This is a genomic window from Phenylobacterium zucineum HLK1, from assembly GCF_000017265.1.
Taxonomy (GTDB): domain Bacteria; phylum Pseudomonadota; class Alphaproteobacteria; order Caulobacterales; family Caulobacteraceae; genus Phenylobacterium; species Phenylobacterium zucineum.
Genome location: NC_011143.1, coordinates 168,792 through 192,806, shown reverse-complemented (window position 1 = coordinate 192,806; position 24,015 = coordinate 168,792). Strand labels below are relative to the sequence as shown.

Sequence of the window (24,015 nt, the reverse complement as noted above, 5' to 3'; positions counted from 1 at the left end):
CGCCGATCAAGGGGACAGCATGGCGGAAACGCAGATCGAATGGACCGACGCCACGTGGAATCCGGTCGCGGGCTGTTCCATCGTCACCGCCGGCTGCACCAACTGCTACGCCATGGAGATGGCGCGGCGGCTCGAGGCGATGGGCGCCTCGAAGTATCGGGGGCTGACGCGTCGCAGCGGCGGCCGAACGATCTGGAACGGCGTCGTCCGGGAAGACACGGCTGCGCTCGAGATCCCATACGCCTGGAAGAGGCCGCGCAAGATCTTCGTGAACTCGATGAGCGACCTCTTCCACGAGGCGGTCAGCGACGACTTCATTCTCTCGGTGTGGCGCGTCATGCGCGAGACGCCGCATCACAACTATCAAATCCTGACAAAGCGGCCCGAGCGCATGGCCGAGGTGGTCGCCAGCTGCGTTCCAGACGTGTTGCCCAACGTCTGGCTCGGTACGAGCGTGGAGGACGCCCAAGCTTGTGGACGCGTCGAACATCTGCGGCGCGCGCCCGCAGCCATTCGCTTCATCTCGTTCGAGCCCCTGATTGGCCCGGTAGGCGAGGTTGACCTGACCGGGATCCATTGGGCGATCGTTGGCGGCGAGAGCGGGCGTGCGGCCCGGCCGATCCGAGAGGAGTGGATTGACGAAATCTACGAACGGTGCGGCAGCTATGGTACAGCCTTCTTCTTCAAGCAGTGGGGAACTTGGGGGAAGGACAACAAGCGGCGGTCGAAGAAGGCCAATGGCCGCGAGTACAGGGGGCGAACTTGGAACGAGATGCCGATCGCCCCTGAGCTGTAGGCAGCTAGGCGCAGCCCAGGCCCGCCGGGAGCGATAGGTGGTCAGCAAGGCGTATGCATGGGCGGATGGCGCGCCGCTCGACGATCACACCGAGCGGAAGCATAAGATCCTGCGGGAGTACTTCTTCCGCTACATCACCGTGCGCTGCCAAATCCCGCAGCAGACCAAGTTCCGGCTGGCAGTAGTGGACGGCTTCTCGGGCGCGGGGCGGTATCGGTGCGGAAGCCCCGGGTCCCCGATCATCTTCATCGAGGAACTGCAGCGCGCGCTCGAGGCGGTGAACCTTCAGCGCGCCGCGCAGGGCCTCGGTCCCGTCGAGATCGAGTGCCTCCTGATCTTCAACGACGCCAAACGTGACGTCACCGAACTATTGAAGACCCACTGCGCCCCGATCCTGGCCGCTGCGAAGGACACCTGCCCGAAGCTGCACCTCAATGTCGGCTACATGTCCGACGATTTCGAGGCAGGCTACCCGGCGATCCGCGACCTGGTCGCCGAGGGCCGCTATCGGAACGTGCTCTTCAACCTCGACCAGTGCGGGCATTCGGCCGTCGAACGAGCGACCCTGGTCAACATCATGCGGGCGACGCCGTCCGCCGAGATCTTCTACACCTTCGCCATCGAGTCGCTGCTGGCGTTCCTAAGTCGGACTGACCCAGCGCTCCTGGAGACGCAGGTGCGACCGCTGGGGCTTTCGGCCGCCGACTTTCGGGGTTTCTCCGGCCCGGTCAGCAACCATGTCTGGCTAGGCGCGGCCGAACGCGTCGTCTTCGAGGCGTTCAAGGGCTGCGCGCCGTTCCTCAGCCCGTTCTCGATCCATAATCCCGACGGCTGGCGCTACTGGCTGGTCCACTTCGCGAACAACTACCGGGCGCGGCAGGTCTACAACGACGTGCTCCACGCCAACAGCAGCGAGCAGGCGCACTTCGGCCGTTCGGGCTTGAACATGCTGGCCTACGATCCGGCGCGCGACGGCGCCCTCTACCTCTTCGACGCAGGCGGGCGCGGCGGCGCCAAGACCGAGCTTCTCGCGGACATCCCGCGCCTCGTGGCGGGCGCCGGCGACGTCATGAACGTCGGGGAATTCTACGAGTCGATCTACAATGCGACCCCGGCGCACACCGACGATATCCACGCGGCCATGATCGAGAGCGACGAGCTCGAGATCATCACGCCCACCGGCGGCGAGCGGCGCAAGCCGAACACGATCACCATCGGGGACACGCTGCGCCTGAAGAATCAGCGCACGTTCTTTCCCCTCTTCGCGAAGCTGGAAGGGCCGTCGGGCGACCGCTGAGCGACGGCTGCCGAACTGAACACGCTGGCGCATCATCTGGACCATCCAGAGGTCACGGTCGATGCCCACACCAAGGACCGGCAGATCGAGCTTGCCGAGGCTTGCCGCCGACCGCCGACTATCTTGACACCAAGTTCTGGCTCATCGCGCGCGACGTCGTCCGGGACCTTCGCACCAGCCCTAGCGGCTCAAGGAGCGGCTTGTGCAGGCGCACCATGCGTTCGCCGCGCGTTAGAGCACGAACCCGAGCCGGGCGCCGAGGCTTTGTCGATGGCGCATCGTCTGGGTTGCGGGGGCTCCTGCAAGGGCAGAGCGCATCATCCTAGACGCCTACGACACGCTCTTCGACGACGCCCGCGCACTGCTGCGCGCCGGCCGCTCGGTCGTGCTCGACGCCACCTTCACCAGCCCGGGGATGCGGGCCCGCGCCGAGGCCCTGGCGGCCGAATGCAGCGTCCCCTTCGAGGGCGTCTGGCTGGAGGCGCCGCTGCCGGTGCTGGAGGGCCGCGTGGCGGGGCGCACCGGCGACGCCTCGGATGCGACCGTCGAGGTCCTGCGCGACCAGCTCGCCGCCCTCGATCGGACGATCGCGTGGACCCGCGTGGACACCTCGGGCTCGGCGGAGGTTGCGGCGAAGGCCTGGAGCGCCGGCCGCGACTGACGTGCGCGTTGCCTAAACGTGAGCGGCTCTCTAAGCGTATTCCCCAATTAACAAGCGTTCAGTTGGGAGAAGCGCGCAGATGCTGGGCCTCATGCGGAATTGGCCCCTGACGGTCGACAGGATCCTCGACCACGCCCGCGAGTGGCACGGGGCCGCGAGGTCGTGAGCCGCTCGGTCGAAGGGCCGATCGTCCGGACCACCTACGCCGAGATTCACGAGCGCGCCCGGCGCGTGTCCAACGCGCTGAAGGGCATGGGCGTCCAGCCCGGCGACCGGGTGGCGACGCTCGCCTGGAACACCGGCCGGCACATCAAGGCCTGGTACGGCATCATGGGGATCGGCGCGGTCTGCCACACGCTGAACCCGCGCCTGTTCGTCGACCAGCTCTGCTACATCGTCAACCACGCCGAGGATAAGGTCCTCTTCACCGACCCCACCTTCGTGCCGGTGATCGCCGCCCAGCGCGCGAACATGCCCACCGTGAAGCACATCGTGGTCATGACCGACCGCGAGGGGATGAAGGGCGTCGACTTCCCCGGCGCCCTCTGCTTCGAGGACCGGGTCGAGCAGAACTCGCCCGACGTGGCCTGGGGCGGCTTCGGCGAGGAGACGCCGGCCGGCCTCTGCTACACCTCGGGCACGACGGGCAATCCCAAGGGGGTGCTCTACACCCACCGGTCGAACTTCCTGCACACCCTGGTGACCATGAGCGTCGACGTGCTGAACCTCTCGGCCAAGGACGTGGTGCTGCCGGTGGTGCCCATGTTCCACGCCAACGCCTGGGGCCTGGCCTTCTCCTGCCCGGCCGTGGGCGCGAAGATGGTCATGCCGGGCGCCAAGCTCGACGGCGCCTCGGTGCACGAGCTCCTGGAGACGGAGGGCGTCACCTTCTCCGCCGCCGTGCCGACAGTCTAGCAGATGCTGCTCACCCACCTGCGCGAGACGAAGGGCCAGATCACCACCCTGAAGCGGGTGATGATCGGCGGCTCGGCGGTGCCGGAGGCCATTGTGCGCGCTTTCGCGACGAGTTCGGCGTCGACATCATGCACGGCTGGGGCATGACCGAGATGTCGCCGCTGGGCACGGTGTGCTCGATGAACGCCGCCACCGCGGCGCTGCCGCCCGAGGAGCAGATCCGCTGCAAGCTGAAGCAGGGCCGTCCGCCGGTGGCCATGGAGATGAAGCTGGTGGACGACGCGGGCCTGCGCCTGCCGCACGACGGCACCACCTTCGGCCGGCTGATGGTCAAGGGCCCGTTCGTGGTCGGCCAGTACTTCAAGGGCGACGGCGGCGACATCCTCGACGAGGAAGGCTTCTTCGACACCGGCGACGTCGCGACCATCGACGAGGACGGCTTCATGCAGATCACCGACCGGGCCAAGCACGTGATCAAGTCGGCCGGCGAGTGGATCTCGTCGATCGAGATCGAGAACCTGGCCGTGGGCCATCCGAAGGCCGCCATCTGCGCCGTGATCGGCGCCGCCCACCCGAAGGGGGACGAGCGGCCGGTCCTGGTAGTCAAGCTCAAGGAAGGCGAGATTGCCATCAAGGACGAGTTCCTGGCCTTCCTGGACGGCAAGATCGCCAAGTGGTGGATGCCCGACGACGTGGTGTTCGTCGACGACAACCGGCTGGGCGCGACAGGCAAGATCGACAAGAAGCTGATCCGCGGGCGCATGAAGGATTACGTCCTGCCGACGGCGAAGCAGCCGGTTACGGCCTAGGGGCTGCTGGGGACGGGGCCGCGTCGGATGCGTCCGGAGCCTTCCTTGGAAGGGTGGCCTGGCGCGGCCGGGGAAGGCCGCGGCGCCCTCCAGGTGCCGCTCGCCGATCTCCAGCCCCTGCTGGCCCTGGCGCAGTCCACCGGGGCCGGGGACGTGCCGGCCCGGTTCGGCCTGTCTCCGGATCGGACCGCGGCCGATGCCGGCGGGACGATCCCGCTGACCGACTACTTCCGCTTCTGGCGGGCGATGAAACAGGCCTCGCGGGAGGAAACCCTCTACCTCTCGGCCCGGCCGCTGGTGACGGGCACGTCGGACTTCGTCATCTCCGACGCCGCGCGCACCGCGACCCTGGCCGACGGCATGGAGCGGATCGCCCGCGCCTACAACCTGCTGCACGGCGGCGACTACAACCGCGTCGAGCGCCACGGGCGGGCCCTGGTCTACTTCGTCGACGACGCGGCCTTTCCCTACGCCCAGTCGTCCGAGACCTACATCCAGCTCTGCCTGGAGGGCGTGCTGCTGTTCCTGCACGCGACCTTCTGCACGCTGGCGGGCGAGGACCTCACGCCGATGCTGAGACGGGTCCATACGCGTCGGCCCGCGCCGCGGGACGCCACGCCCCTCGCGCTCTGGGACGCGCCCGTCACCTACGGCGCGGCGGGGTTCGGCCTCACCTACGATGCGGCGATTGCGGCTCGGCCGCTCACCGAAGGCTACGGCCTGCCGCCGGACCACGCGGTGCACAACCGCCTGATCGCCCTGATCGAGGCGCGGCAGACGGCGCCCGCGCCGGCCGCTTCGGACCTCGCGCGCCGCGCCCGCGAGGCCCTGGCCGACGGCTTCCAGGACCAGGCGGTGGTCGCCCGGCGGCTGGGCGTCAGCGTCGCGACCCTGCGCCGGCGGCTGGCGGCGGACGGGACCTCCTTCCGCGGCCTGCGGCGCGAGGTGCTCAACGGCGCCGCCCGCGACCGCCTGGCGGAGGGCTCCAGCGTCGGCGACGTGGCCGAGGCGCTGGGGTTCTCGGACTGCCGCAGCTTCACGCGCGCCTTCAAGGCCTGGAACGGCGTGACGCCGAGCGGCTGGCGTGAGCGAAATTGTTCCCTCAAAGATGAGCCGTCCGGTCGTCGGCAAGGCGATCCGCACGCGGTCTAATGGCCCCCAAGCATCGAGCGCCGCGCAGTCGGCGACAGGGGGAAACGGCATGGGATACGGCAAACGCGCGCTTGGCGGCGTCTCGGCTCTGGCTCTGCTGGCCTGGGCTGGCGCGGTCCACGCCCAGGACGAGGTCACGCAGGTCGAGGAACTGACGGTCACCGCGCGGCGGCAGACCGAGAACCTCCAGGACGTGCCCGCCGCGGTCAGCGCCTTCGGCGCGAACAGCCTCTACGAAGACCAGGTCGAGACCGTGGGCGACCTTCAGTCCCACGTGCCCAACCTGTCGCTGCACGTGGGCGACGCCTCCAACGCCGTCGTCTACATCCGCGGCGTCGGCCAGATCGACTCGATCTCGTTCAACGATCCGGGCGTGGGCGTCTATCTCGACGACGTCTACATGGGCCGGGTCCAGGGCTCGTTCCTGGACGTCATCGATCCCCAGCAGATCGAGGTGCTGCGCGGGCCGCGGGGCACCCTCTACGGCCGCAACACCATCGGCGGCGCCCTGAAGTTCACCAGCGCCCGGCCGACGAACGAGGTCGAGGGCTATCTCGACGCCACCTTGGGCAACTACGACGACCGGCGCTTCAAGGCCGTGCTCGGCGGCCCGATCGCCTCGGACGTGCTGCTGGGCAAGGTCGCCTTCGCCGCCTCCCGGCGCGACGGCTACACGAAGAACCTGCTGACCGGCGAGGACGACGGCGACAAGGACACCATCGCCGGGCGCATCAGCCTGCTCTTCCGACCGACGTCGGACTTCTCGGCCTACCTGACGCTCGACGCTTCCAGGAACAGTCCGGATGCGTCGCGCACGCCGCACCGCGAGACGCCGATCTACTCGGTGAACACCGGCGCCCTGCGGCCGGTGATCGCCGATCCCGACGTGGTGGAGGCGACCTACAACGACCTGGAGAAGCTGAAGACCCGGGGCGCGGCCCTGACGCTGCAGTACGACCGCGGTCCCTTCACCTTCAAGTCGATCACCGCCTACCGCGAGATGGAATACCGCACCCATCTCGACCTCGACTCCTCGCCCGACGAGTCCTTCGGCATCTACGACTTCGAGGACCAGGACCAGACGAGCCAGGAGCTGCAGGTCCTCTACAAGGGTGAACGGCTGTCGGCGGTGGCGGGCCTGTTCTACTTCAAGGAGAACGATGAGACGTTCGCGGGGCTCGTGGGCCCGGATTTCTTCGTCATCCTGCCTGGACCGACCTATTTCCCGTTCCCGGCCAACACCTCTGGCCTGCGGCTTGCGGAGAACACCAGCGCGGCCGCCTACGCCCAGCTCGACTACAAGCTGACCGACCGGGCGAGCGTCACGGTCGGCGCCCGCTACACCTACGAGGAGAAGTGGACCGACAACCGCGGCGAGTGGTTCGACCCCGCCGTCGCGCCGAGCGCCGAGGACATGGAGCGGCTGTTCCGGACGGGCGCGGGCTTCAACGTCACCGGCTTCGAGGCCGAGGAGGACTGGTCCTCGTTCACGCCCAAGGTCGCCTTCAACTACCAGCTCTCGGACGACGTGCTGACCTATGTGAGCGCCAGCAAGGGCTTCAAGAGCGGCGGCTTCAACGGCCGGAACACGGCCGCGGCCCAGTCATTCGATCCCGAGACCCAGTGGAGCTACGAGGCCGGCCTGAAGACCGAGCTGGCCGAGCGCCGCGTGCGCCTGAACCTCGCGGCCTTCTACCAGGACTACAAGAACCTGCAGCTCAGCCGGTTCGCGGCCGATCCGGCCACCGGCAACTTCGTGGCCGTGTTCGACAACGCCGGCCGGGCCAACATGTACGGCCTGGAGACCGAGCTGACGGCGGTGGTCACGCCCAAGTTCCGCATCGAGGCCAACGGCGCCTATCTGCACAGCGAATACGACGAGTACATCGACGGCGGCGTGGACATCAGCGACCAGCGCCATCTGGTCAACGCGCCCAAGTGGTCCGGACGCCTGTCGGCCAGCTACGACCTCGATCTCGGCGACGCCGGCGAGCTAACGTTCACCGGCGGGGTAAGCTACCGGTCCAAGACCTACCTCACCGTATCGAGCAGCGAGGTGCTGGCCCAGGACGGCTACGCGCTGCTCGACGCCTCGGTGGTCTGGTCGCAGCCCGGCGGCCCCTGGAGCGTGGTCGTCTCGGGCCGCAACCTCACCGACGAGCGCTATCGCGAGCACGCCTTCGACCTGACGGACTCGCCGGGCGTCCAGCTCGGCTACTACGGCGCCCCGCGCACCTACTCGGTCAATGTCCGTTACCGGTTCTAGCCCGGAGGCGGGCCCCGACGCCGAGACGGCGGCGCTGCTGGCGGCCATGGCCGTCGACTTCGCCGACGTCCCCGCCGAGCCGACGGTGGATGACCGCCGGGCCATGCTGCGCCGGATGGCCCTCGCCTATGGTCCGGCCCCGGCGCCGGTCGCCGGGATTGAGGACCGCGAGATCCCGGGGCCGGCCGGCCCCATCCCGCTGCGCATCTACTGGCCGGCGGAGGCCGCCGCCCGCCCGCCGCTTCTCCTGCACATCCACGGCGGCGGCTGGGCGATCGGCGATCCCGAGGGCTACGAGCGGGTGTGCCGCGCCTACTGCGCGGCCGGCGGCTGCGTGGTCGTCGACGTCCACTACCGCCGGGCGCCCGAGCACAAGTATCCAGCCGCCCTGGAGGACTGCGAGGCGGCCCTGGCCTGGGCGGCGGCGGAGGCCGAGACGCTGGGGGCGGATCCGGCGCGGATCGCGGTGACGGGCGACAGCGCCGGGGGGAACCTGGCGGCGGCGGTCTGCCAGCGCACCTCCGTGCGCCTAGCGCTGCAGGTCCTGGTCTATCCGGTGATCAGCGCCAGCGCCCACGCCGATTTCCAGTCGCGGGCGGCGCTCGGGGACGGCCGCTTCTTCCTGCGTGAGGCCGACATCCGCAACGCCGAGACCGAGTACCTGCCCACTCCCGCGGCGGGGGAGGAGCCCGGCGCCTCGCCGATCCTGGCGGCCGACGCGGCGCTGGCGCGCACGCCGCCCGCATTGGTCGTGACCGCCGGCCTGGACCCGCTGCGGGACGAGGGAAGGGCCTACGCCCTGCGTCTCGCCACCGCCGGCGTGGCGGTGGAGCACCTCTGCGTGGCGGGCGCGATCCACGGCTTCGTCCTGTTCGCCGGGCGGATCGCCCGGGGCCGGGACGTCATCGCCGAGATCGGCCGGCGCCTGCGCGCTCTGGCCTGAGGGGTCACGCCAGCCGGTAGGCTCCGCCGTCCCGCCGGATCCGGCCCTCGCGCTCCAGGTGGATCATCGCCGCCAGCATCGAGCGCAAGGCCGCGGGCCACAGGCGGGGTCCACGTCGGCGTCGAGCCGCGGGACCAGCTCGCCGAGGCTGCCCGGCCCCGCCTTCAGCGGGTCGAGGATCTGATCGATGCGCTCCTGCCGGTGCGCCTTGTAGGCGTCGATGAACACCGCGACGTCGCGGATCGGCCGCCCGTGGGTGGGCCACAGCGTGTCGAAGCCGCGCGCCCGGATCAGGTCGAGGCTCCTCAGGTAGGCCGTCATGTCGCTGTCGCGGGGCGATCACCGTCGTCGACCAGCCCATGATGTGGTCGCCCGAGAACAGGCAGTTCTCCTCCTAGCGGCTGGCGGCGGCTTGGCCGCGCTGATCGCCGTTCGCCGGCTGCGCCGGCACGCCCTGAGCATCCCTGCAGCCGACCCTCGCTCAACGGCCTCCAACAAACCGAGCCTAAAATAAGCGGGGTTTACGCCACCCAGGGCCCGGCGCGGAGGTTAGGGTTCTAGGCCGATCGCCGCGCGCACCGCGCCGGCGGATGGTTTGCGCATCAGCAAGGCTCGCACGCGTGTACGCCCGCTCTGCGCCGCCGCGCTTTGCATGTCGGCATGGCTGCTTATGGCGCTGGAGCACCGTCCGGATCCTTCCGGATGGCGAGCGCGTGCGCCGATCGGTGAAGGCGCCTTCCGCAGCCCGGCTCCACCGGACGCACCATGAGCGGCGAACTCAGAGCCCCGGCTAGCGCTGAGAGATTGCCCGCCGCGTGCCGCGCCGGCGCAATGCACGGACGCCAGCGATCGATGGTCAGTGCACTCGCCGAACAGAACACGCAATTCGCCCGCGAAGGCGCTGCAGGCAAAGGATGCGCTAGAAAGCCGCCGCTCCAATGGTCAGCGCCTTGCGGCGCCGCGCCTCACACCGCGCTCTGCAGCTTCGGACGCTTGGCCGATGGCGGCGTCAAGGCGTCGGCCGGCGGCTCCGGCGTGACGGTGCCGCTGATCCGTTCGACGTCGAGCTTCGACAGCGTCTCCTTGGCGAGGAGCTCCTGGGCCGCACTGTCCAGAACGGGCCGATTACGCCGCAGAATGGCCGTCGCCCGGTCGAACGCCTCCGCCACAAGCGCCTTCACCACCTGGTCGATCGCCTCGGCGGTGCCGTCCGCATACGACCGTGGCCGCCACATCGGTCGCGCGCCACCCAGGAAGGCCGAGGTCTCGGGCTCGTAGGCGACCTGCCCCAGCTCCGGGGTCATCCCAAAGCGCGCGACCATGTCCCGGGCGATGTCGGTGGCGCGGGCGAGATCGTCCGCAGCCCCCGTGGAGGCTTCCGAGAACACCAAGGTCTCCGCCGCCCGCCCGCCGAGCAGCACCGCCATCTTGTTCATGAGGTCCGAGCGGCTCAGCAGGAAGTGGTCTTCGGTGGGCCGCTGGATGGTGTAGCCCAGGGCGCCGATCCCCCGCGGGATGATCGAGACCTTGTGGACCGGATCCACCCCCGGCAGTGACATGGCCACGATCGCATGGCCCATCTCGTGGTGCGCGACGATGCCGCGCTCCTTCGCACCGAGGATGCGGCTCTTCTTCTCGGCGCCCGCGACGATGCGCTCGATCGCCTGGTTGAAGTCCTCCAGAGTGGTGGCGTCGGCGCCGCGCCGGGTGGCCACCAGGGCCGCCTCATTGACGAGGTTCGCCAGGTCCGCCCCGGTGAAGCCCGGAGTCAAGGCCGCGACCGTCTCCCGATCGAGCCCGTCGGCCACGTTGATCTTCTTCAGATGCACCGCGAGGATGTCGGCGCGACCCTTCCGGTCGGGACGGTCCACCAGCACCTGGCGGTCGAACCGGCCAGCGCGCAGCAGGGCCGGATCGAGAATCTCCGGCCGGTTGGTCGCCGCCAGCACGATCGCGCCGGCGCTGGGATCGAAGCCGTCCATCTCCGCCAGCAGCTGGTTGAGGGTCTGCTCCTTCTCGTCATTGCCGGCGCCGGGCACGTCCAGGCCCGCGCCGCGCGCGCGCCCCAAGGCGTCGAGCTCATCGATGAAGATGATCGCCGGCGCCTGGGCGCGCGCCTGTTCGAAAAGGTCGCGCACGCGCGCGGCGCCGACGCCGACGAACATCTCGACGAACTCCGAGCCGGTGATGGAGAAGAACTTGACGCCCGCCTCCCCGGCCACCGCCCGGGCGAGAAGCGTCTTGCCGGTGCCGGGGGGGCCCACCAGCAGCACGCCCTTGGGGATGCGCGCGCCGAGACGGCCGTAGGTCGTGGGATCCTTCAGGAAGCCCACGATTTCAGCGAGTTCTTCCTTCGCCTCGTCGACGCCGGCGACGTCGGCGAAGCTGACCTTCACCTCCTGCTCCGCATAGACCTTCGCCTTGCTGCGACCGATGCCCATCAACCCGCCGTGCCCATGTCCAGACATCATCGGCCGCATCATGAACATCCAGATCAGCACAAAGCCGATGGTCGGCAGGAACCAGGAAAGCAGGTTCTGAAACAGCCCGGGCTCGGGTTGACCGGAGAACTTGATGTTCCGCCGCGCCAGCGCCTCGGCGATGCCAGCCTCCACCCGGATTGTCGAGAAGTGCTGAGCCTGACCGTCCTTGCCGGCCTGCAGATAGGCCCCGGTGATCCGCGTCGGCCCGACCACCAGGTCTTTCACCTGTCCCTTGTCGACGAGCTGGCGGAACTCGCTGTAAGGGATCACCTTGTCATGGCCCTGGCGGGCGAGATCCTGGATGAAGACGATCGCCATCAACGCCACGGCGAAGTAGAGAATGTCGAACTTCAGCCGGGATTTCGGCTGCGGCCGCGGCGCGTTGACCATCGTAAGCTCCTTAGCATCCCTTGCAAAAGAACGCCGCTCGTCCGGGCGCGCCTTGAGGCAAGTCAAGCCCACTCGCACAGGCCGTCTGTGTAAGTTCGCGCCGAGCCCGGCGTCTTGTTCATAGAGCCGGGGCAGAGGCCGGCGCTTGGAGGCCGGCCATGAGCCGCAGCGAAGCCATCGATCAGTGACGCGCCGGTTCCGGCGTGCAGCTCATGGCGCTGAGCTGGAGCCTCTCTGTCTTCTTCCTGCTGACCGTCCTGCTCTGCGTGGCGCTCGGCTATCTGCTGCCTCCGGACCTTGGGCATTTCCTCGCGCGGATCGTTCCCGTCTTCGACTGGCGCGAACCCTCGGACATCGTTCTGGGCGCCGTGGGCGCCTTCGCCTGCGGCTGGTACACGGCGCTGGTCGCCGGCGGCCTCTACAACCTGTTTCGCGGCCGGCGCTGAGCCGCGAAAATGGGCGAGTGCCCCCCGTCCCGCTCGCCCTTAGCCTGATCGCCCTGGTCAGGCCTTGCGCCGGGAGCGGACCTTCGGGTCCGCTCCCAAGCGCAATCTGCTGCACCGCGGTTCAGAGCGCCTCGGCGCTGATGTCCCGCGCCAGGTCGCTGGCGATCAGCGTGACGCCGAAAGCCGCCAGATTGACCGCCAGGAAGAGGCCCAGAAGCATCAGGCCCAAATGCGGCGGCGCCCAGATCAGAAGCCCGACCAGCGCGAGCGCCGCCACCCCTCCCAGACTCGGCCACAGCCATGCACGGCCGCCGCGGGCCCGGCGATGCAGCGCAAGCGCCACGACAGAGGGGGTGAAGAGCACAAGCGCCGCTCCGACCACCCCACGCAGAGACCCCGATCCGGTCCAGTGGTGATAAAGGACGGCCAAGCCCGACAAGGTGGCGAGGCTCACCCAGGCGATGCGCCACGCCAGCCCTGGCGTGCGCAGATCAAGCAGCGCCACTGTCCCGGCCAAGCCCGCGCCGAGCAAGACGCCCGCGAAGATGGCGACAGCGATCGTCGGTCCGGCCAGCGGCGCCAGCAGGGCCACAAACGCGAGGACCATGATCAGGGCCCCGCAGACCGCGGCTGGCAGCCGGCTGGAGAAGGCGCGCCGCCGGCGAGACTTGGACGGACGGAGCAAGGCTGGACCTCCGACGGAGCCTCACGATAGGACGCGCGGCGCCTGCGCCGGATTACGGCGACGGTGAGGCGACGACGTTCTGCGGCGTCCCGTGCGCGAAGGCCAAGATGTTGGCCAAGGTGGTGTCGATGATGCGATGCACCGCCTCCTCCGTGTTGTAGGCGATGTGGGGCGTGACCAGAACATTGGGCATGTGCAGCAGCGCGTGGTCGGCCAGCAGCGCCTGCAGGCTCTCAGGCGACGGCGTCAGGCGCTCTCGGAAGATCTCGGCTTCGTCGCGCATCCTCCGCTCCTGGGCGATCACGTCGAGCGCGGCCCCCGCCAGACGGCCGGAATGCAGCGCCCGCACCAGAGCCTGCGCGTCCACGACCCCGCCGCGCGCAGTGTTCACGAGGATGGCGCCAGGCTTCATGCGCCCGAACTCGGCGTCCGAGATCAGGCTGCGGCTTCCGGCGCCCCCCGGCACATGCAGTGAAAGGACGTCGGCGGTCGCGAGGACTTCGTTCAGCGGCGCGTAGCGGAAGCCGAGTGTTCTTACCGCCTCGGCGTCGGGCGCCCTGTCGTAGGCGACCACATCCATCCCGAAGCCGCGCGCAATCGCGATCACCCGCCGGCCAATGCGCCCCACGCCCACGACGCCCATCACCTTGCCAGCGAGCTCGAACCCGCGCAGTCCCTGTTGAGAAAAGTTGGCCTGTCGCGCCCGAGCGCTCGCTTCGGGGACGTGCCGGATCAGCGCCAGCAGGAGCGCGAACGCATGTTCCGCCACCGTCTGGTCGCCATAGTCCGGCACGTTGCAGACGGTGACCTTGTGCTGCCGGCAATAGTCCAGATCGATATGGTCGTACCCGGTCGATCGCGTGGCGATGAGCTCAAGGCGCGGGAAGCGCCGCAGAACCGTCGCACTGAGGTCTGAGTTGACGAAGGGACTGATCACCTGAGCGTCCGCGAAGAGGTCGGCCGCCTCTGCGGCCAGCGCGTCGGGAGTGCAGGCGACAGTGTGCCCAGGCTCAAGGGTCAGGCACGCCTCACGCTCCCATTCCTCGGCTTCGAAGACGACGATTCTCATGACATGATCCTGCCTTTCCGCAGTCTGGCGGCGCGTCTCACCATTGCCGCCGGAACAGCAGCCAGCCGCCGAGGAACATGGCGGCGCTGATCCCCACCAGAGCCGCCGCGTGCGCCCAGAGCTCCGCCAGACCCGCCCCTTTCAGGAAGAGGCCGGCGACGATCTCGACATAGTGTCGCTGCGGACTGGCCAGCGAGGCCGTCTGCAGCCAGGGGGGCATCGTCTCGATCGGCGCGATGGTCCCGGACAGGAACAGAAGCGGGAAAAGCCCGAAGAAGCTCAGCAGCATCGCCTGCTGCAGCGTGCTGGTGATGATCCCCACGAAGACGCCGAGCGAGACAGCGCTCAGCAGGAAGACGACGGTGAGCGCCAACAGGGTGGGCACGTCGCCGCGCATGGGCACGCCCATGAGGGTCACGATCAGCAGCGAGGGGAAGATGGCGCCGGTGCAGATGACAATCGTTGGCGCTACCTTGGCTATGAAGAGCTCATGCGCGCGGGTGGGAGTCACGCGCAGCTGCTCGATGGTGCCGCCCTGTTTTTCACGCACCAGGGCCGCCGCCGGCAGGACCACGCCCAGCATGAGTCCGGCCTGCGCGAGCATCGAGAGGGCCATGAAGCGGGTGTTGGTGAGATCAGGATTGTACCAGACCCGCACTTCCGGGCTGACGCCGGCGACGGTCCGCGCCGCGTCCGGCGCGCGTTCGCTGGCGTATCGCAAGGCGATCTCGATGACATAGGCTCTGGCGCGCGCCGCAACGTTGCCGTTCGAGCCGTCCACCACGACGCCCAGCGCAGCTTCTCGGCCTTGCTCGACCCGGGCGGCGAAATTGGGCGGAATCTCCACGACCACGTCCAGCGCTCCGCGCTGCAGCCGCTCTTGGGTCTGGCCCATGGCCGAGAACTGGTCGACGAGCACGAAGCTGTCGCCGGCGACCAGTTGCTCCACCAAGGCGCGGCTCGCCACCGATCGGTCGTGATCGATGACGCCCAGCTTCAGGTTCTGCACGTCGAAGCCCAAGGCCATGGTGCACATCACCAGCTCGGCGGTGTAGAGGAAGATCACGACGAACAGCATCACCGGGTCGCGCAGGAAATGCGTGAACTCCTTGGAGAGCAGTCCGACAAGCCGCCCCCGCATCAGGCGATCCTCTTGTTGAAGCGCCAGGCGGCGAGCACACACACGACGATCGTGTAGCCGGCGATGACCAGGATGCTGGGCCAGAGCTCAGCCAGTCCGGACCCGCGCAGGACAATCCCTCGCGAAACGTCGAGGAAGTAGGGGGTGGGAAAGGCCGCCGAGTAGACCTGGAACGCCTTCGGCATCGTGAAGATGGGATAGACGAACCCGGAGAACAGAAAGGCCGGCATCATGGTCAGGATCAGCGCCACCAGCATCGCCGCCAGCTGCGTGCGCACGAGAGTCGAGACCAAGAGGCCGATGCTGACCGTGCAGACGACATAGAGCAGCCCCACGGCGACCAGGAGGGCGAAGCTGCCTCGGACCGGCACCTGGAACCACAGGAGCCCGCCGGCGAAGACGATAAGCAGCTCCACGAACGCGATCCCCGCATAAGGCAGCAACTTGCCGGTGATGAACTCGCCCTTGGTCAGGGGCGAGGCGTAGATCTGTGCGATGGTCCCCAGCTCTTTTTCGCGCGACACCGCCAGCGCCGTGAGCAACGGGGGAAACGCCATCAGGATGACGGCGAAGAGACCCGGCACGATGAAATTGCGGCTGCGCAGCTGCGGATTGTACCAGACCCGCACCTCCGGACGGACGCTCGATCGCAGCTCGCCCGGAAAGGCGTAGAGGATGGCGCGGCCGTAGGCCGACAGGATGGCGGCGCTGCTCGCATAGGTGCCGTCGACGATCAGCTGAACAGGCGCCGACTGTCCTTCCGCGAGCCGGCGGCCGAAATCCTTCGGGATGAACAAGGCCGCCCGTGTCTCGCCGCGCATCAAGGCATGCTCGGCGGATCGAGCGTCGTCCGGCGCGGCCTTGAGCTTGAAATAGCCGGAGTTGAGGAACCGCGCCTGCAGCTCCCGGCTGGCGGGCGATTTGTCCTGGTCGACGACCACCAAGGGAGCGTTCTCGACGTCGAGCGAGATGCCGTAGACGAACAGGAACAGCATCAGCACCGGCATGAACAGCGCCACGCCGATGGTGAAGGGATCGCGCGAGATCTCGAGGACCTCCTTGCGCGAGAAGGCCAAGAGCCGGCGGAGGTTCACGCCGCCCTCGCCCGTTCGCGGGCGATGAAGCCCAGAAACACATCCTCCACGCTGGCGCGCTGCAAGCCGAGCGTTTGCGTCAAGTCCGACAAGGCGCCGTGGGCGATCATCCGCCCGTCCATCATCAGGCCGAGACGATCACAAAAGGTCGCCTCTTCGAGGTAATGGGTGGTCACCACCACGCCGATGCCGTCGGCCGCCAAGCTGGCGATCAACCGCCAGAACCGATAGCGGGAGAGCGGATCGACGCCGGAGGTGGGCTCGTCCAGGAAGAGCACCTCCGGCCGGTGCACGATGGCGCAGGCCAGCGCCAGTCGCTGGCGCATGGCGCCGGACAAGGCGGCGACCGTCTTCTGATCGTCGGCGTCCAGACCCGTGCGCTGCGCAGCCCAGCGGGTGCGGGTGTCCAGCGCATCGCGCGCCACCCCGTAGGCCCGCGCGAAGAATCTCAGGTTCTCCCGCGTGGTGAGATCCGGATAGAGCGAGAAGCGCTGGGACATGTAGCCGATCCGCGCGCGGACCTCGGCGCTTTCGCGGGCGACGTCGAAGCCGGCCACCTGGGCGCGGCCGTGGGTGGGCGCGAGAAGGCCGCAGAGGATGCGGATCAGGGTGGTCTTGCCCGCACCGTTCGGCCCCAGCAGGCCGAGGATCTCTCCCGACCGGACTGAAAGCGTCACCGCGTCGACGGCGGTGAAATCGCCGAAACGGCGGGTGACGCCCGCGGCGTCGATGACCGATCGGTCCGCCCGGTGCGCCGGCGCCTCGGTCCCAAGCGCAGCCCGCATAGACTCGGGCGGCGGAGGTCCGGGTCCCGCCGAGGCGACCGTGAACACATCCTCCATCGACGGCTCGGCCGGCTCGGCGGTGAGTCCTTCGACAGTCTCAGGCGGGGCGGCGTCGCGCATCTGCACGCGCAGCTCGTCGCCCGCGCGGCGCTGAAAACTGATCACCTTGGGCTGGGCCTGAAGCGCATCTTCGAGGCCCGCCGCCTTTGAGGCTTTGATCTGATAGACGCGGCCCTGCGCCCGAGCCCGCAACTCGCCGGGGGGCCCCAGCGCCAGCGGACGACCGCCCGAGAGCAGCATCACCCGGTCGCTGGCATCGGCCTCGTCCATGTAGGATGTCGCGAACACGATGGTGCGCCCGCCCGCTCTGGCGCGGTCGAGAATCCGCCAGAGCTCTCGGCGCGACAGCGGATCGACGCCCAGGCTCGGCTCATCGAGGATCAGCAAGGGCGGCTCGTGGATAAGGTTGGCGCACAGCGCGAGCTTCTTGCGCATGCCGCCCGAGAGCGCGCCCTCCCGACGCTTTTGGAACCGGTCCAGCCCGGCCATCGCCAGGAGCTCCGCCTTACGCGGTGCCAAGGCAGGCTGCGGGACGTCGCGGATCGCCGCGGCGAAGGCGAGGTTCTCCGCAACCGTCAGTCGGTCGTACAGCGAGAAGCCCTGCGACATGAAGCCGACCCTGGCCTGAACGAGGCTGGGACGGTGTCTGACATCGACGCCTAGGACCTGGCAGGTCCCGGCGCTCGGGCGCAGGATCGCCGCCAGCATCTGCAGAAGCGTGGTCTTGCCGGCCCCATCCGGGCCGACGATCCCGAACACCTCGCCCGCGTGGACTTCGAAGCTCAGGCCCTCGAGGACCGTACGCGCGCCAAATCGGCGGCCGAGTCCTTGCGCCTCGATGACCGCGGAAGACGCCACCTCACGCCTCCGGCGGTTGCAGGCGCGCCGGCCAGCCCGCCTTGCCGTTCCACAAGATCCAGGCGTCGGCCGGCATGCCGGGCTTGAGCAGCCCCTCGGGATTGGCCGCCTCGACCGTCACCCCGTAGACGGTGCGGCTGCGTTCATCGGCCATGTGCACATCGCGCGGCGTGAACTGAGCCTGCGCGTCGATGCGGGCCACGCGCGCCTCGAAATAACGCCCGGGAAAGGCGTCGACGCGCAGGCGCACGGGCGCGCCGAGGCGGATCTTGCCCAGGTCGCGTTCGCTGATGAAAACCCTCAGTTTTACGCGCGCGAGATCGGCCATCACCGCCACGGCTTGGCCGGCGCCAATCACTTCCCCCGGCTCGGCCAGCCGCTCCAGCACAGCCCCCGAAATCGGCGCATAGATCCGGGTCTTGGCGATCTGCGACCGGGCCAGCGCCAGGCTGTGGGAGGCCACCTCGGCTTGCGCGAGCGCTTCTGACCGTTGCGCACTGAGCGCGCGAACCTGCTCGGCCGCCGCCTGATAGCTGTTCCGCTGGAGATCGACCTCTCGCGCCGAGACCGCGCCCGCCGGCGCCAAGGTCTCGAAGCGCTGCAGATCGGAGCGCGCGGTCTGCGCGTGGTGCCGGGCGACGTTGAGCTGAGGGCCGACCTGCGCGGCCGCAAGCTCGGCGGCTGACCGCTGCGCGCCGGCGCGCAGCGCCTGGAGCTCGTAGTCCCCGGCGTCCAGCTGCGCCACCAGCTGGCCCGCCTTGAGAGTCTGGCCCTCGACGGCGGCGTTTTCGACGAGGCGCCCCGGAACCTCGACACCGATGCGGACCTCATCGGCTTCGATCCGGCCGCTTCCATAGATCACCTGATCCGGCAACGGGCGCGGCTTCAGCGTCCAGTAAAGGCCTGCAGAGCCGGCGGCCAGTACAACCAGGCCCAAGGCCACGATATAGCTTATGCGTCTGGCCGGCAGCCCCACAGATCTCTCCACATACGATTGGCCAAGATTGCGCGCGCCGCGCCCCTCCGACATAAGACGCGCTGACGCCTGATAAGCTTACAGCTCCCGGATTTCAGGATCGGCGTAATGACGCCCCCGATGAAAGCGTCTCTGCGGGCGACGCCCAACTGAACCCGCGCGCGGAGAGGCCAATGGAATTCGAGATCGGGCGGGCGCACCGGGCCACGTTGAGAGGCGCGCGCGCCGCACCCCTCATCGCCTTCGCGTCCCTGGCGCTCACCGCATGCGCCACCGCGGGGCCCGATTTTCGGCGTCCGCAGGCGAAGACGCCGGCCGCGTGGTCCCCCAAGCCTTCGCCCACAACCACGAGCCGAGCCGTCCAAGAGCCCGTCCGCTCGTCCGATTGGTGGGCGGCGTTCGACGATCCTGTCCTGACCTCGCTGATCCGGCGCGCCAGCGAGGCGAACCTGGATCTTCGCCAGGCGATGCTGCGGATCGCCGAGGCGCGGGCGGAGCGCGCCGCCGTCGCCGGCGCAGGACGGCCGAGCCTCAATGCGGTCGCTTCGTGGCAGGGTCAGCGGGTCAGCGAGAATACCCCGACCGGCAAGCTGTTCGGCGCCCTAGAGGCGCTCCCGGGCCTCGCCGGCCTGCCCGCCGCCGCGCCGGCGAACCCGTACGGCCAATTCCAGCTGGGGTTCGACGCCAGCTGGGAGCTGGACCTCTTCGGCCGGGTGCGCCGAGCCGTGGAGGCGGCCGACGCCGACGGCGAAGCCACGCTCGAGGATCGGCGCGACATTCAGGTCACCGTCCTTGGCGAAGTGGGTCGGATCTACATCGACTTGCGCGGCGCGCAGCTTAAGCGCGCCACGGCGACACAGAACCTGGCCGCGGCGCGCGAGATCATGCGTGTCGCGGGCGACCGGCGGCGACTTGGCCTGTCCACTCAGGTGGACGTCGCCCGAGCGGCGGCGCAGTCCAGCCTGATCGAGTCGCAACTCCCGCTGATCGATCGGCAGATCGCCACGGACATCAATGCGCTGAGCCGCCTTCTCGGCCTTGAGCCCGGCGCGCTCAGGGCGGAGCTCGAAACCGTCGGCTCGGTCCCGGCCCCACCCGCCGAGGTGGCGATTGGCTTGCCTGCGGAACTCATCTGCCGTCGACCCGACATCCGGGCGGCGGAGGCGCGCTGGCATGCGGCGGTCGCCCGCCAGGGCGTCGCTAGCGCCGAGCGGTATCCGCGCCTGACCCTGCTCGCGACCGGCGGATACCAGGCGCAGGACCTGACCAACCTGGTCGACTGGGCCAGCCGCTTCGGCGTGATCGGTCCGCAGGCGCAGCTACCCCTTCTCGATGGCGGACGCCGCCGCGCCAGAATGCAGGCGGCGGCCTATCGTGCGCAAGCCGCCGGGGTCGCCTACGGGCGAACCGTGCTGGGCGCGCTGCACGAGGTCGACGGGGCGCTCACGGCGTTTGCCGAGGAGCAGACCCGCCGCGCGGCGCTTGCGCGCGCCGTCGACCAGAATAGAGCCGCCTTCCAACTCACGCGATGGCGCTACGAGAACGGCCTCGACAGCATCCTCGAGGTGCTGGATGCGGAACGGACGCTGCACGATAGCGAACTGCTGCTCGTGGAAAGTACGAGCGCCGTCTCGATCCATCTCGTCGCGCTGCACAAGGCGCTCGGCGGCGGCTGGGACGAAGGGGCGACGACCGTTGCGGCCTGCCAGCGCTGATCGCGTCGCGATTGCGGGTCGGAGCCCTTACGGCTTCCGAAGGATCCAGGTGCGCACCGGACAGGACAAGCCGTGATGGACTACAAGACCCTTCTCATCCACGTGCAGCCTAGCCCGTCGTCGGAGGCTTGGCTGCGAGCGGATCATAAACGGCTGGAAGGACACGCGAGAAGCGCGGCGCGCGCGAAATCACCATCGTGAGCGTCGCCAGGCGTTCGGAGATGGGGCGACGCCGACGGATATCCTTGCCACCCGCCTGGCCCGGCACGGGGTCACGGCGGTGCTCGAATCGACACGACGCCGCGGACAAGGCTGATCAGAGTGGCCCTCTCGCATGGAGAGCGACCTGAACGCGGCCGGCGCATTCCGGCGCAGCCGGGCAGGGAGTGAATCCTGGGCGGCAGGACTAAGGGTCGGGTCTCATTCCACCAAGTGACGATGGCTAAGAGGCAGACGGCGGCGGCTTGGGTGCAGGCGAGCTTGTCGTAGCGGGTTCCGATGCGGCGCAAGTCCTTGAGCCCGCAGAAGGCGCTCGACCAGGTTGCGGCGCTTGTAGGCCTCGGCGTCGAAGGGGTGCAGGCGCTTGCGGTAAGGCGCAGTGGATGACGGGCCGCGTGCCGCGGGCGAGGCTGTGGGCGTCCGCCGTCCTGGCGATCAGCTCGGAGGCGACAACGGCGTCGCGGCGCTGCCCGGCTGTGACGACGAAGGCCACCAACCGGCCGCGTTGGTCCACCAGGGCGTGGAGCTTGGTGGTCCGTCCGCCACGCGAGCGGCCTGTGGCGTCGGCGTGAGCCCCCCCTTCTCCGCCAGCCGCCGAGCGGTGCGCCGTGGCGCAGGTGCTGTCGAGCATCAGCTTCGCAGGCGGACACAGCGGTTGTACAGGGTCTTCCTCGGTCGGGTAGACGGCCGGCGCATCCGCCCGCGGCACACCGCGCGGCTTGTTCGGCAGCAACGGCTTAAGCCGGCCAGAATTCCGTCATTCGCGCCCTCCTCTGAAAGCTTGTGAATCACGGTTCGAACGTATGCGGAATCCTGGTTATGGGTCCGGCTCCTAGAGCAAGCCCTCGCTTGCCCGTCCTCTTCAGTCACTGAGCCCTGGCGGCGAGGCAGCGGTTAGGTGCGCGCCGCGCGGTCTCAACCTTGCGGCCACCCTGGACTCGCCGGATTTAGGTTTTACGCACCTAGCGGCGAAATCCCTCAGAATTTCCCTGCCTCGGAAGATAAAGATCAACCTTGATCCCGATCAAAGAAACCTCACCCTTCAGCGTTGAGATTTCGCGTCGAACAGATCGAGGGACAAGTCGAATGCTTCACGCCGCTGCTTCACAATTCGACAACGCTGGGCGCGCCGAAACATTACAGCCGTGGGAATCTTTCTCCGGGCTGTCGGATACTCAAGGCGGCGCCCCTGACCTCGCCCTGCAGCTCGCCGCCGAGCGGCCCCGCCAGCTGCGCTTCCTGCGCAGCCGCCTGCCCTGCCTGCAGGACGCCGAGGACGCCTGGCAGGACGCCGCCATCAAGTTCCTGCAGCACGCCGAAACCCTCGGCGCGGTCCAGCGCCCGCAGGCCTGGATGGGCGTCTCCCTGCGCCGGCTGGTGGTCGACCGCTACCGAAGGGACGCGGTCCGGCGCCGCACCCTCGAGGCCCTCGCCGTCCAGCCCGCCCCGGACGCGGCCGACGACGAGGCGGATCTCGTCGCCCCGAGCGACTGCCTGAAGGCCGCGCTCGGCGCGCTCAAGCCCGAGTACCGGCAGATCCTCGGCGAGACCTATCTCGAGGACCGGCCGCTCAAAGAGGTCGCCCGCCGGCTCGAGCTCACCGCCAACAACGCCGCCGTGCGCCTGCACCGCGCCCGAGGCGCCCTGCGCCAGGCCATGGCCGAGACGTGCCAGGCCTGCCCCCTCGCCGACTGCTGGGCCAAGACCCGCGCCGAGAAACTGCTCCAGCCTTAGCTCCGCCGGGAGCCGCCGACACGCCCACCAACCCCCATTCAGGACGCCTCCAGATGCAAAGCTATATCATTTGCCTCGATCGCCCCGGCGAGGGTCCCGCCTTCGAGGTCGCCATCTGCGCCGACGCGCGCGAAGCGCACGATTGGGCGGCGGCCCTTGTGCGGCTCCTGCCTGGCGCCACGCTGATCGCCGTCCTAGGCTCCCGGCGCTAGCGCCGGGCAAGCACTCCTTTGAAGACCTCTCGGGTATTTCCGAGCCTCATGTACGTAATGGCGGACCTTGCCCTGCGTCATCGCGCGAGACCCTGAAGGTGGAGTCTCGAGAGAAGGTCACATGTCTGAGCCCCATGCCCGATCTTTCGCCGCCCGCGCGCTGCTGCTCGCGGTGGTCTCCGCGGCCACGGCGGCATGTGACTCCCCAGGCGTCAGGGGTCGATCCCAGGTGGTGGAGGGGGTCAGGTTCGAGTACGGCGTCGCCGCGCCCGCCGCCGCTACACGATCGGCGGAAGCGGCGGCGCATACCCAGCCTTTGCCGCCCCGACACGTGGGGGAGCGGACCAATCTCTATCATGTCACCCTGAAAGCCCGGGACGTGCAGACGAACGCACCGATCGATGATGCCGACGTGATGCTGAACATCAAAGGTCATGGCTATCCCGGACACGGATCCATGCCGCTGCGGCCGATCGAAGGCGCCAGGACGCCAACCTACGGCGGCTATCTGGCGCTGCCGCAACCCGGTCGTTATCGCCTCACATTCCACGTCGCCCGGCCCGGTCGGAAGTACGACCCTGTGCGGGCGGTGTTCAGTTATGAACGACTGTGACAACGCCCGCAAAGCGCACGGCCCTCGTGGGCCGGCAGACCTGCGATCGTCAGGATGCCCCACGCGCGAAGCAGACCCGCACCTCAACGCCGCCGCGCCACACAAGCCCAGGTCATCGGTCTGCCCGGGGGCCGCGGCCGCCCACCCTCCGACGGAGGCAGGACCATGTCCGAACAAGTGACCTCGCACGGCCTTTTATGTCCGAACTGCAAGGTCGACCTCGTGATGAGCGAACGACAGGGCGTGGAGATCGACTACTGCCCCAAATGTCGGGGCGTGTGGCTCGATCGCGGCGAACTGGACAAGATCATCGAGCATGCGGCGGCGGCAGACTTCGGCCAACCGCAAACGCGTGACGGGCCTCAGCGCCAGGACGACTATCGCCGCTCCCGAGATCACGGTCACGCTCATGGGCGTGGCCATGGAGGCGGCCACCACGGCGGCTCGCTGCGCAATTTCCTCGGCGGCTACTTCGACGTCTGAGCCCATGCGTGGCGGTATGAGATTCAGAGCGCCCCGCCATCGGTGAGCGGAGGACGTAGGGCGCCTCGGCGAGGCGTTCACCGCAGCTGGTCGGACAGCGGCTCCAACACACCGGCTCGCCCTCGACCACCACGTCTAGATGCTCGCGCGCAACACCGTCGCCCAGAAGCACTCCCACGCCCGACGAGCCGGTCAGCGTTGCGCAGCGGCGTG

General features: G+C 68.7%; 21 protein-coding genes and 1 pseudogene. 12 read left to right on the top strand and 10 right to left on the bottom strand.

Features of this window, described 5'->3' with window-relative positions; genetic code table 11:
• Positions 1-19 precede the first annotated feature (19 nt).
• The 7 genes and pseudogenes from PHZ_RS20465 (at position 20) to PHZ_RS20435 (ending at position 8,839) form a co-directional block, all read left to right on the top strand.
• Positions 20-796 carry a phage Gp37/Gp68 family protein gene (locus PHZ_RS20465; protein ID WP_012520410.1) on the top strand — a complete coding sequence of 259 codons (777 nt, stop codon included), beginning with the start codon at positions 20-22 and terminating at the stop codon, positions 794-796.
• A gap of 37 nt (positions 797-833) precedes the next feature.
• Positions 834-2,093 carry a three-Cys-motif partner protein TcmP gene (locus tag PHZ_RS20460; RefSeq protein WP_012520409.1) on the top strand — a complete coding sequence of 420 codons (1,260 nt, stop codon included), beginning with the start codon at positions 834-836 and terminating at the stop codon, positions 2,091-2,093.
• Between the two features lie 385 nt (positions 2,094-2,478).
• Positions 2,479-2,754: an AAA family ATPase gene (locus PHZ_RS20455; RefSeq protein WP_012520408.1), complete on the top strand. Its 276-nt coding sequence runs from the start codon at positions 2,479-2,481 to the stop codon at positions 2,752-2,754.
• Between the two features lie 79 nt (positions 2,755-2,833).
• Positions 2,834-4,478 (top strand): annotated as a pseudogene (locus PHZ_RS20450) (long-chain-fatty-acid--CoA ligase).
• Positions 4,479-4,523: 45 nt separating this feature from the next.
• Positions 4,524-5,630: a helix-turn-helix domain-containing protein gene (locus PHZ_RS20445; RefSeq protein WP_049758507.1), complete on the top strand. Its 1,107-nt coding sequence runs from the start codon at positions 4,524-4,526 to the stop codon at positions 5,628-5,630.
• A 49-nt stretch (positions 5,631-5,679) separates the two neighbouring features.
• Positions 5,680-7,896 carry a TonB-dependent receptor gene (locus PHZ_RS20440; protein WP_012520406.1) on the top strand — a complete coding sequence of 739 codons (2,217 nt, stop codon included), beginning with the start codon at positions 5,680-5,682 and terminating at the stop codon, positions 7,894-7,896.
• The gene (locus PHZ_RS20435) at positions 7,877-8,839 is read left to right on the top strand and encodes an alpha/beta hydrolase (RefSeq protein ID WP_012520405.1); all 963 of its coding nucleotides are present in this window, start codon (positions 7,877-7,879) and stop codon (positions 8,837-8,839) included. Before PHZ_RS20440 ends, PHZ_RS20435 begins: the two co-directional genes overlap by 20 nt.
• Before the next feature lie 4 nt (positions 8,840-8,843).
• Here the strand turns inward: PHZ_RS20435 and PHZ_RS23715 are convergent, their stop codons facing one another.
• The 3 genes from PHZ_RS23715 to ftsH form a co-directional block, all read right to left on the bottom strand.
• The gene (locus PHZ_RS23715; protein ID WP_236611948.1) at positions 8,844-8,918 is read right to left on the bottom strand and encodes a hypothetical protein; all 75 of its coding nucleotides are present in this window, start codon (positions 8,916-8,918) and stop codon (positions 8,844-8,846) included.
• Positions 8,903-9,160 carry a hypothetical protein gene (locus PHZ_RS20430; protein ID WP_012520404.1) on the bottom strand — a complete coding sequence of 86 codons (258 nt, stop codon included), beginning with the start codon at positions 9,158-9,160 and terminating at the stop codon, positions 8,903-8,905. Before PHZ_RS20430 ends, PHZ_RS23715 begins: the two co-directional genes overlap by 16 nt.
• Positions 9,161-9,804: 644 nt before the next feature.
• Complete coding sequence (gene ftsH / locus PHZ_RS20425; RefSeq protein WP_012520403.1) at positions 9,805-11,712, bottom strand: ATP-dependent zinc metalloprotease FtsH; 1,908 nt, start codon at positions 11,710-11,712, stop codon at positions 9,805-9,807.
• Positions 11,713-11,924: 212 nt separating this feature from the next.
• Between ftsH and PHZ_RS20420 the strand changes: the two genes are divergently transcribed.
• Positions 11,925-12,158, top strand: a complete 234-nt coding sequence (locus tag PHZ_RS20420; protein ID WP_012520402.1) for a hypothetical protein — start codon at positions 11,925-11,927, stop codon at positions 12,156-12,158.
• Between the two features lie 121 nt (positions 12,159-12,279).
• Here PHZ_RS20420 and PHZ_RS20415 read toward each other — a convergent pair whose 3' ends face one another.
• The 6 genes from PHZ_RS20415 to PHZ_RS20390 form a co-directional block, all read right to left on the bottom strand.
• Positions 12,280-12,765 carry a hypothetical protein gene (locus tag PHZ_RS20415; protein ID WP_236611945.1) on the bottom strand — a complete coding sequence of 162 codons (486 nt, stop codon included), beginning with the start codon at positions 12,763-12,765 and terminating at the stop codon, positions 12,280-12,282.
• Positions 12,766-12,895: 130 nt separating this feature from the next.
• Entirely contained in the window at positions 12,896-13,912 is a 1,017-nt protein-coding gene (locus PHZ_RS20410) for a hydroxyacid dehydrogenase (protein WP_012520400.1), read from the bottom strand.
• Between the two features lie 37 nt (positions 13,913-13,949).
• Positions 13,950-15,053, bottom strand: a complete 1,104-nt coding sequence (locus PHZ_RS20405) for an ABC transporter permease (protein WP_041374498.1) — start codon at positions 15,051-15,053, stop codon at positions 13,950-13,952.
• Positions 15,053-16,129, bottom strand: a complete 1,077-nt coding sequence (locus PHZ_RS20400; protein ID WP_236611944.1) for an ABC transporter permease — start codon at positions 16,127-16,129, stop codon at positions 15,053-15,055. Before PHZ_RS20400 ends, PHZ_RS20405 begins: the two co-directional genes overlap by 1 nt.
• A 14-nt stretch (positions 16,130-16,143) precedes the next feature.
• Positions 16,144-17,751: an ATP-binding cassette domain-containing protein gene (locus PHZ_RS20395; RefSeq protein WP_148217030.1), complete on the bottom strand. Its 1,608-nt coding sequence runs from the start codon at positions 17,749-17,751 to the stop codon at positions 16,144-16,146.
• A gap of 100 nt (positions 17,752-17,851) precedes the next feature.
• On the bottom strand, positions 17,852-18,793 hold the full coding sequence (locus PHZ_RS20390; protein WP_407946778.1) for an HlyD family secretion protein: 942 nt from the start codon (positions 18,791-18,793) through the stop codon (positions 17,852-17,854).
• Positions 18,794-18,999: 206 nt separating this feature from the next.
• Between PHZ_RS20390 and PHZ_RS20385 the strand changes: the two genes are divergently transcribed.
• The gene (locus PHZ_RS20385) at positions 19,000-20,541 is read left to right on the top strand and encodes an efflux transporter outer membrane subunit (protein WP_049758503.1); all 1,542 of its coding nucleotides are present in this window, start codon (positions 19,000-19,002) and stop codon (positions 20,539-20,541) included.
• Between the two features lie 442 nt (positions 20,542-20,983).
• Here the strand turns inward: PHZ_RS20385 and PHZ_RS23865 are convergent, their stop codons facing one another.
• Complete coding sequence (locus PHZ_RS23865) at positions 20,984-21,391, bottom strand: transposase (protein ID WP_407946781.1); 408 nt, start codon at positions 21,389-21,391, stop codon at positions 20,984-20,986.
• 455 nt (positions 21,392-21,846) lie between these two features.
• On the opposite strand from PHZ_RS23865, the gene PHZ_RS21980 reads away from it, so the two are divergent.
• From PHZ_RS21980 to PHZ_RS22305, 3 genes are all read left to right on the top strand, one after another.
• The gene (locus PHZ_RS21980; RefSeq protein WP_049758502.1) at positions 21,847-22,494 is read left to right on the top strand and encodes an RNA polymerase sigma factor; all 648 of its coding nucleotides are present in this window, start codon (positions 21,847-21,849) and stop codon (positions 22,492-22,494) included.
• Between the two features lie 333 nt (positions 22,495-22,827).
• The gene (locus PHZ_RS22310; RefSeq protein ID WP_148217028.1) at positions 22,828-23,319 is read left to right on the top strand and encodes a hypothetical protein; all 492 of its coding nucleotides are present in this window, start codon (positions 22,828-22,830) and stop codon (positions 23,317-23,319) included.
• 165 nt (positions 23,320-23,484) lie between these two features.
• Entirely contained in the window at positions 23,485-23,802 is a 318-nt protein-coding gene (locus PHZ_RS22305) for a TFIIB-type zinc ribbon-containing protein (protein WP_012520392.1), read from the top strand.
• The last annotated feature ends 213 nt before the right edge of the window (positions 23,803-24,015 follow it).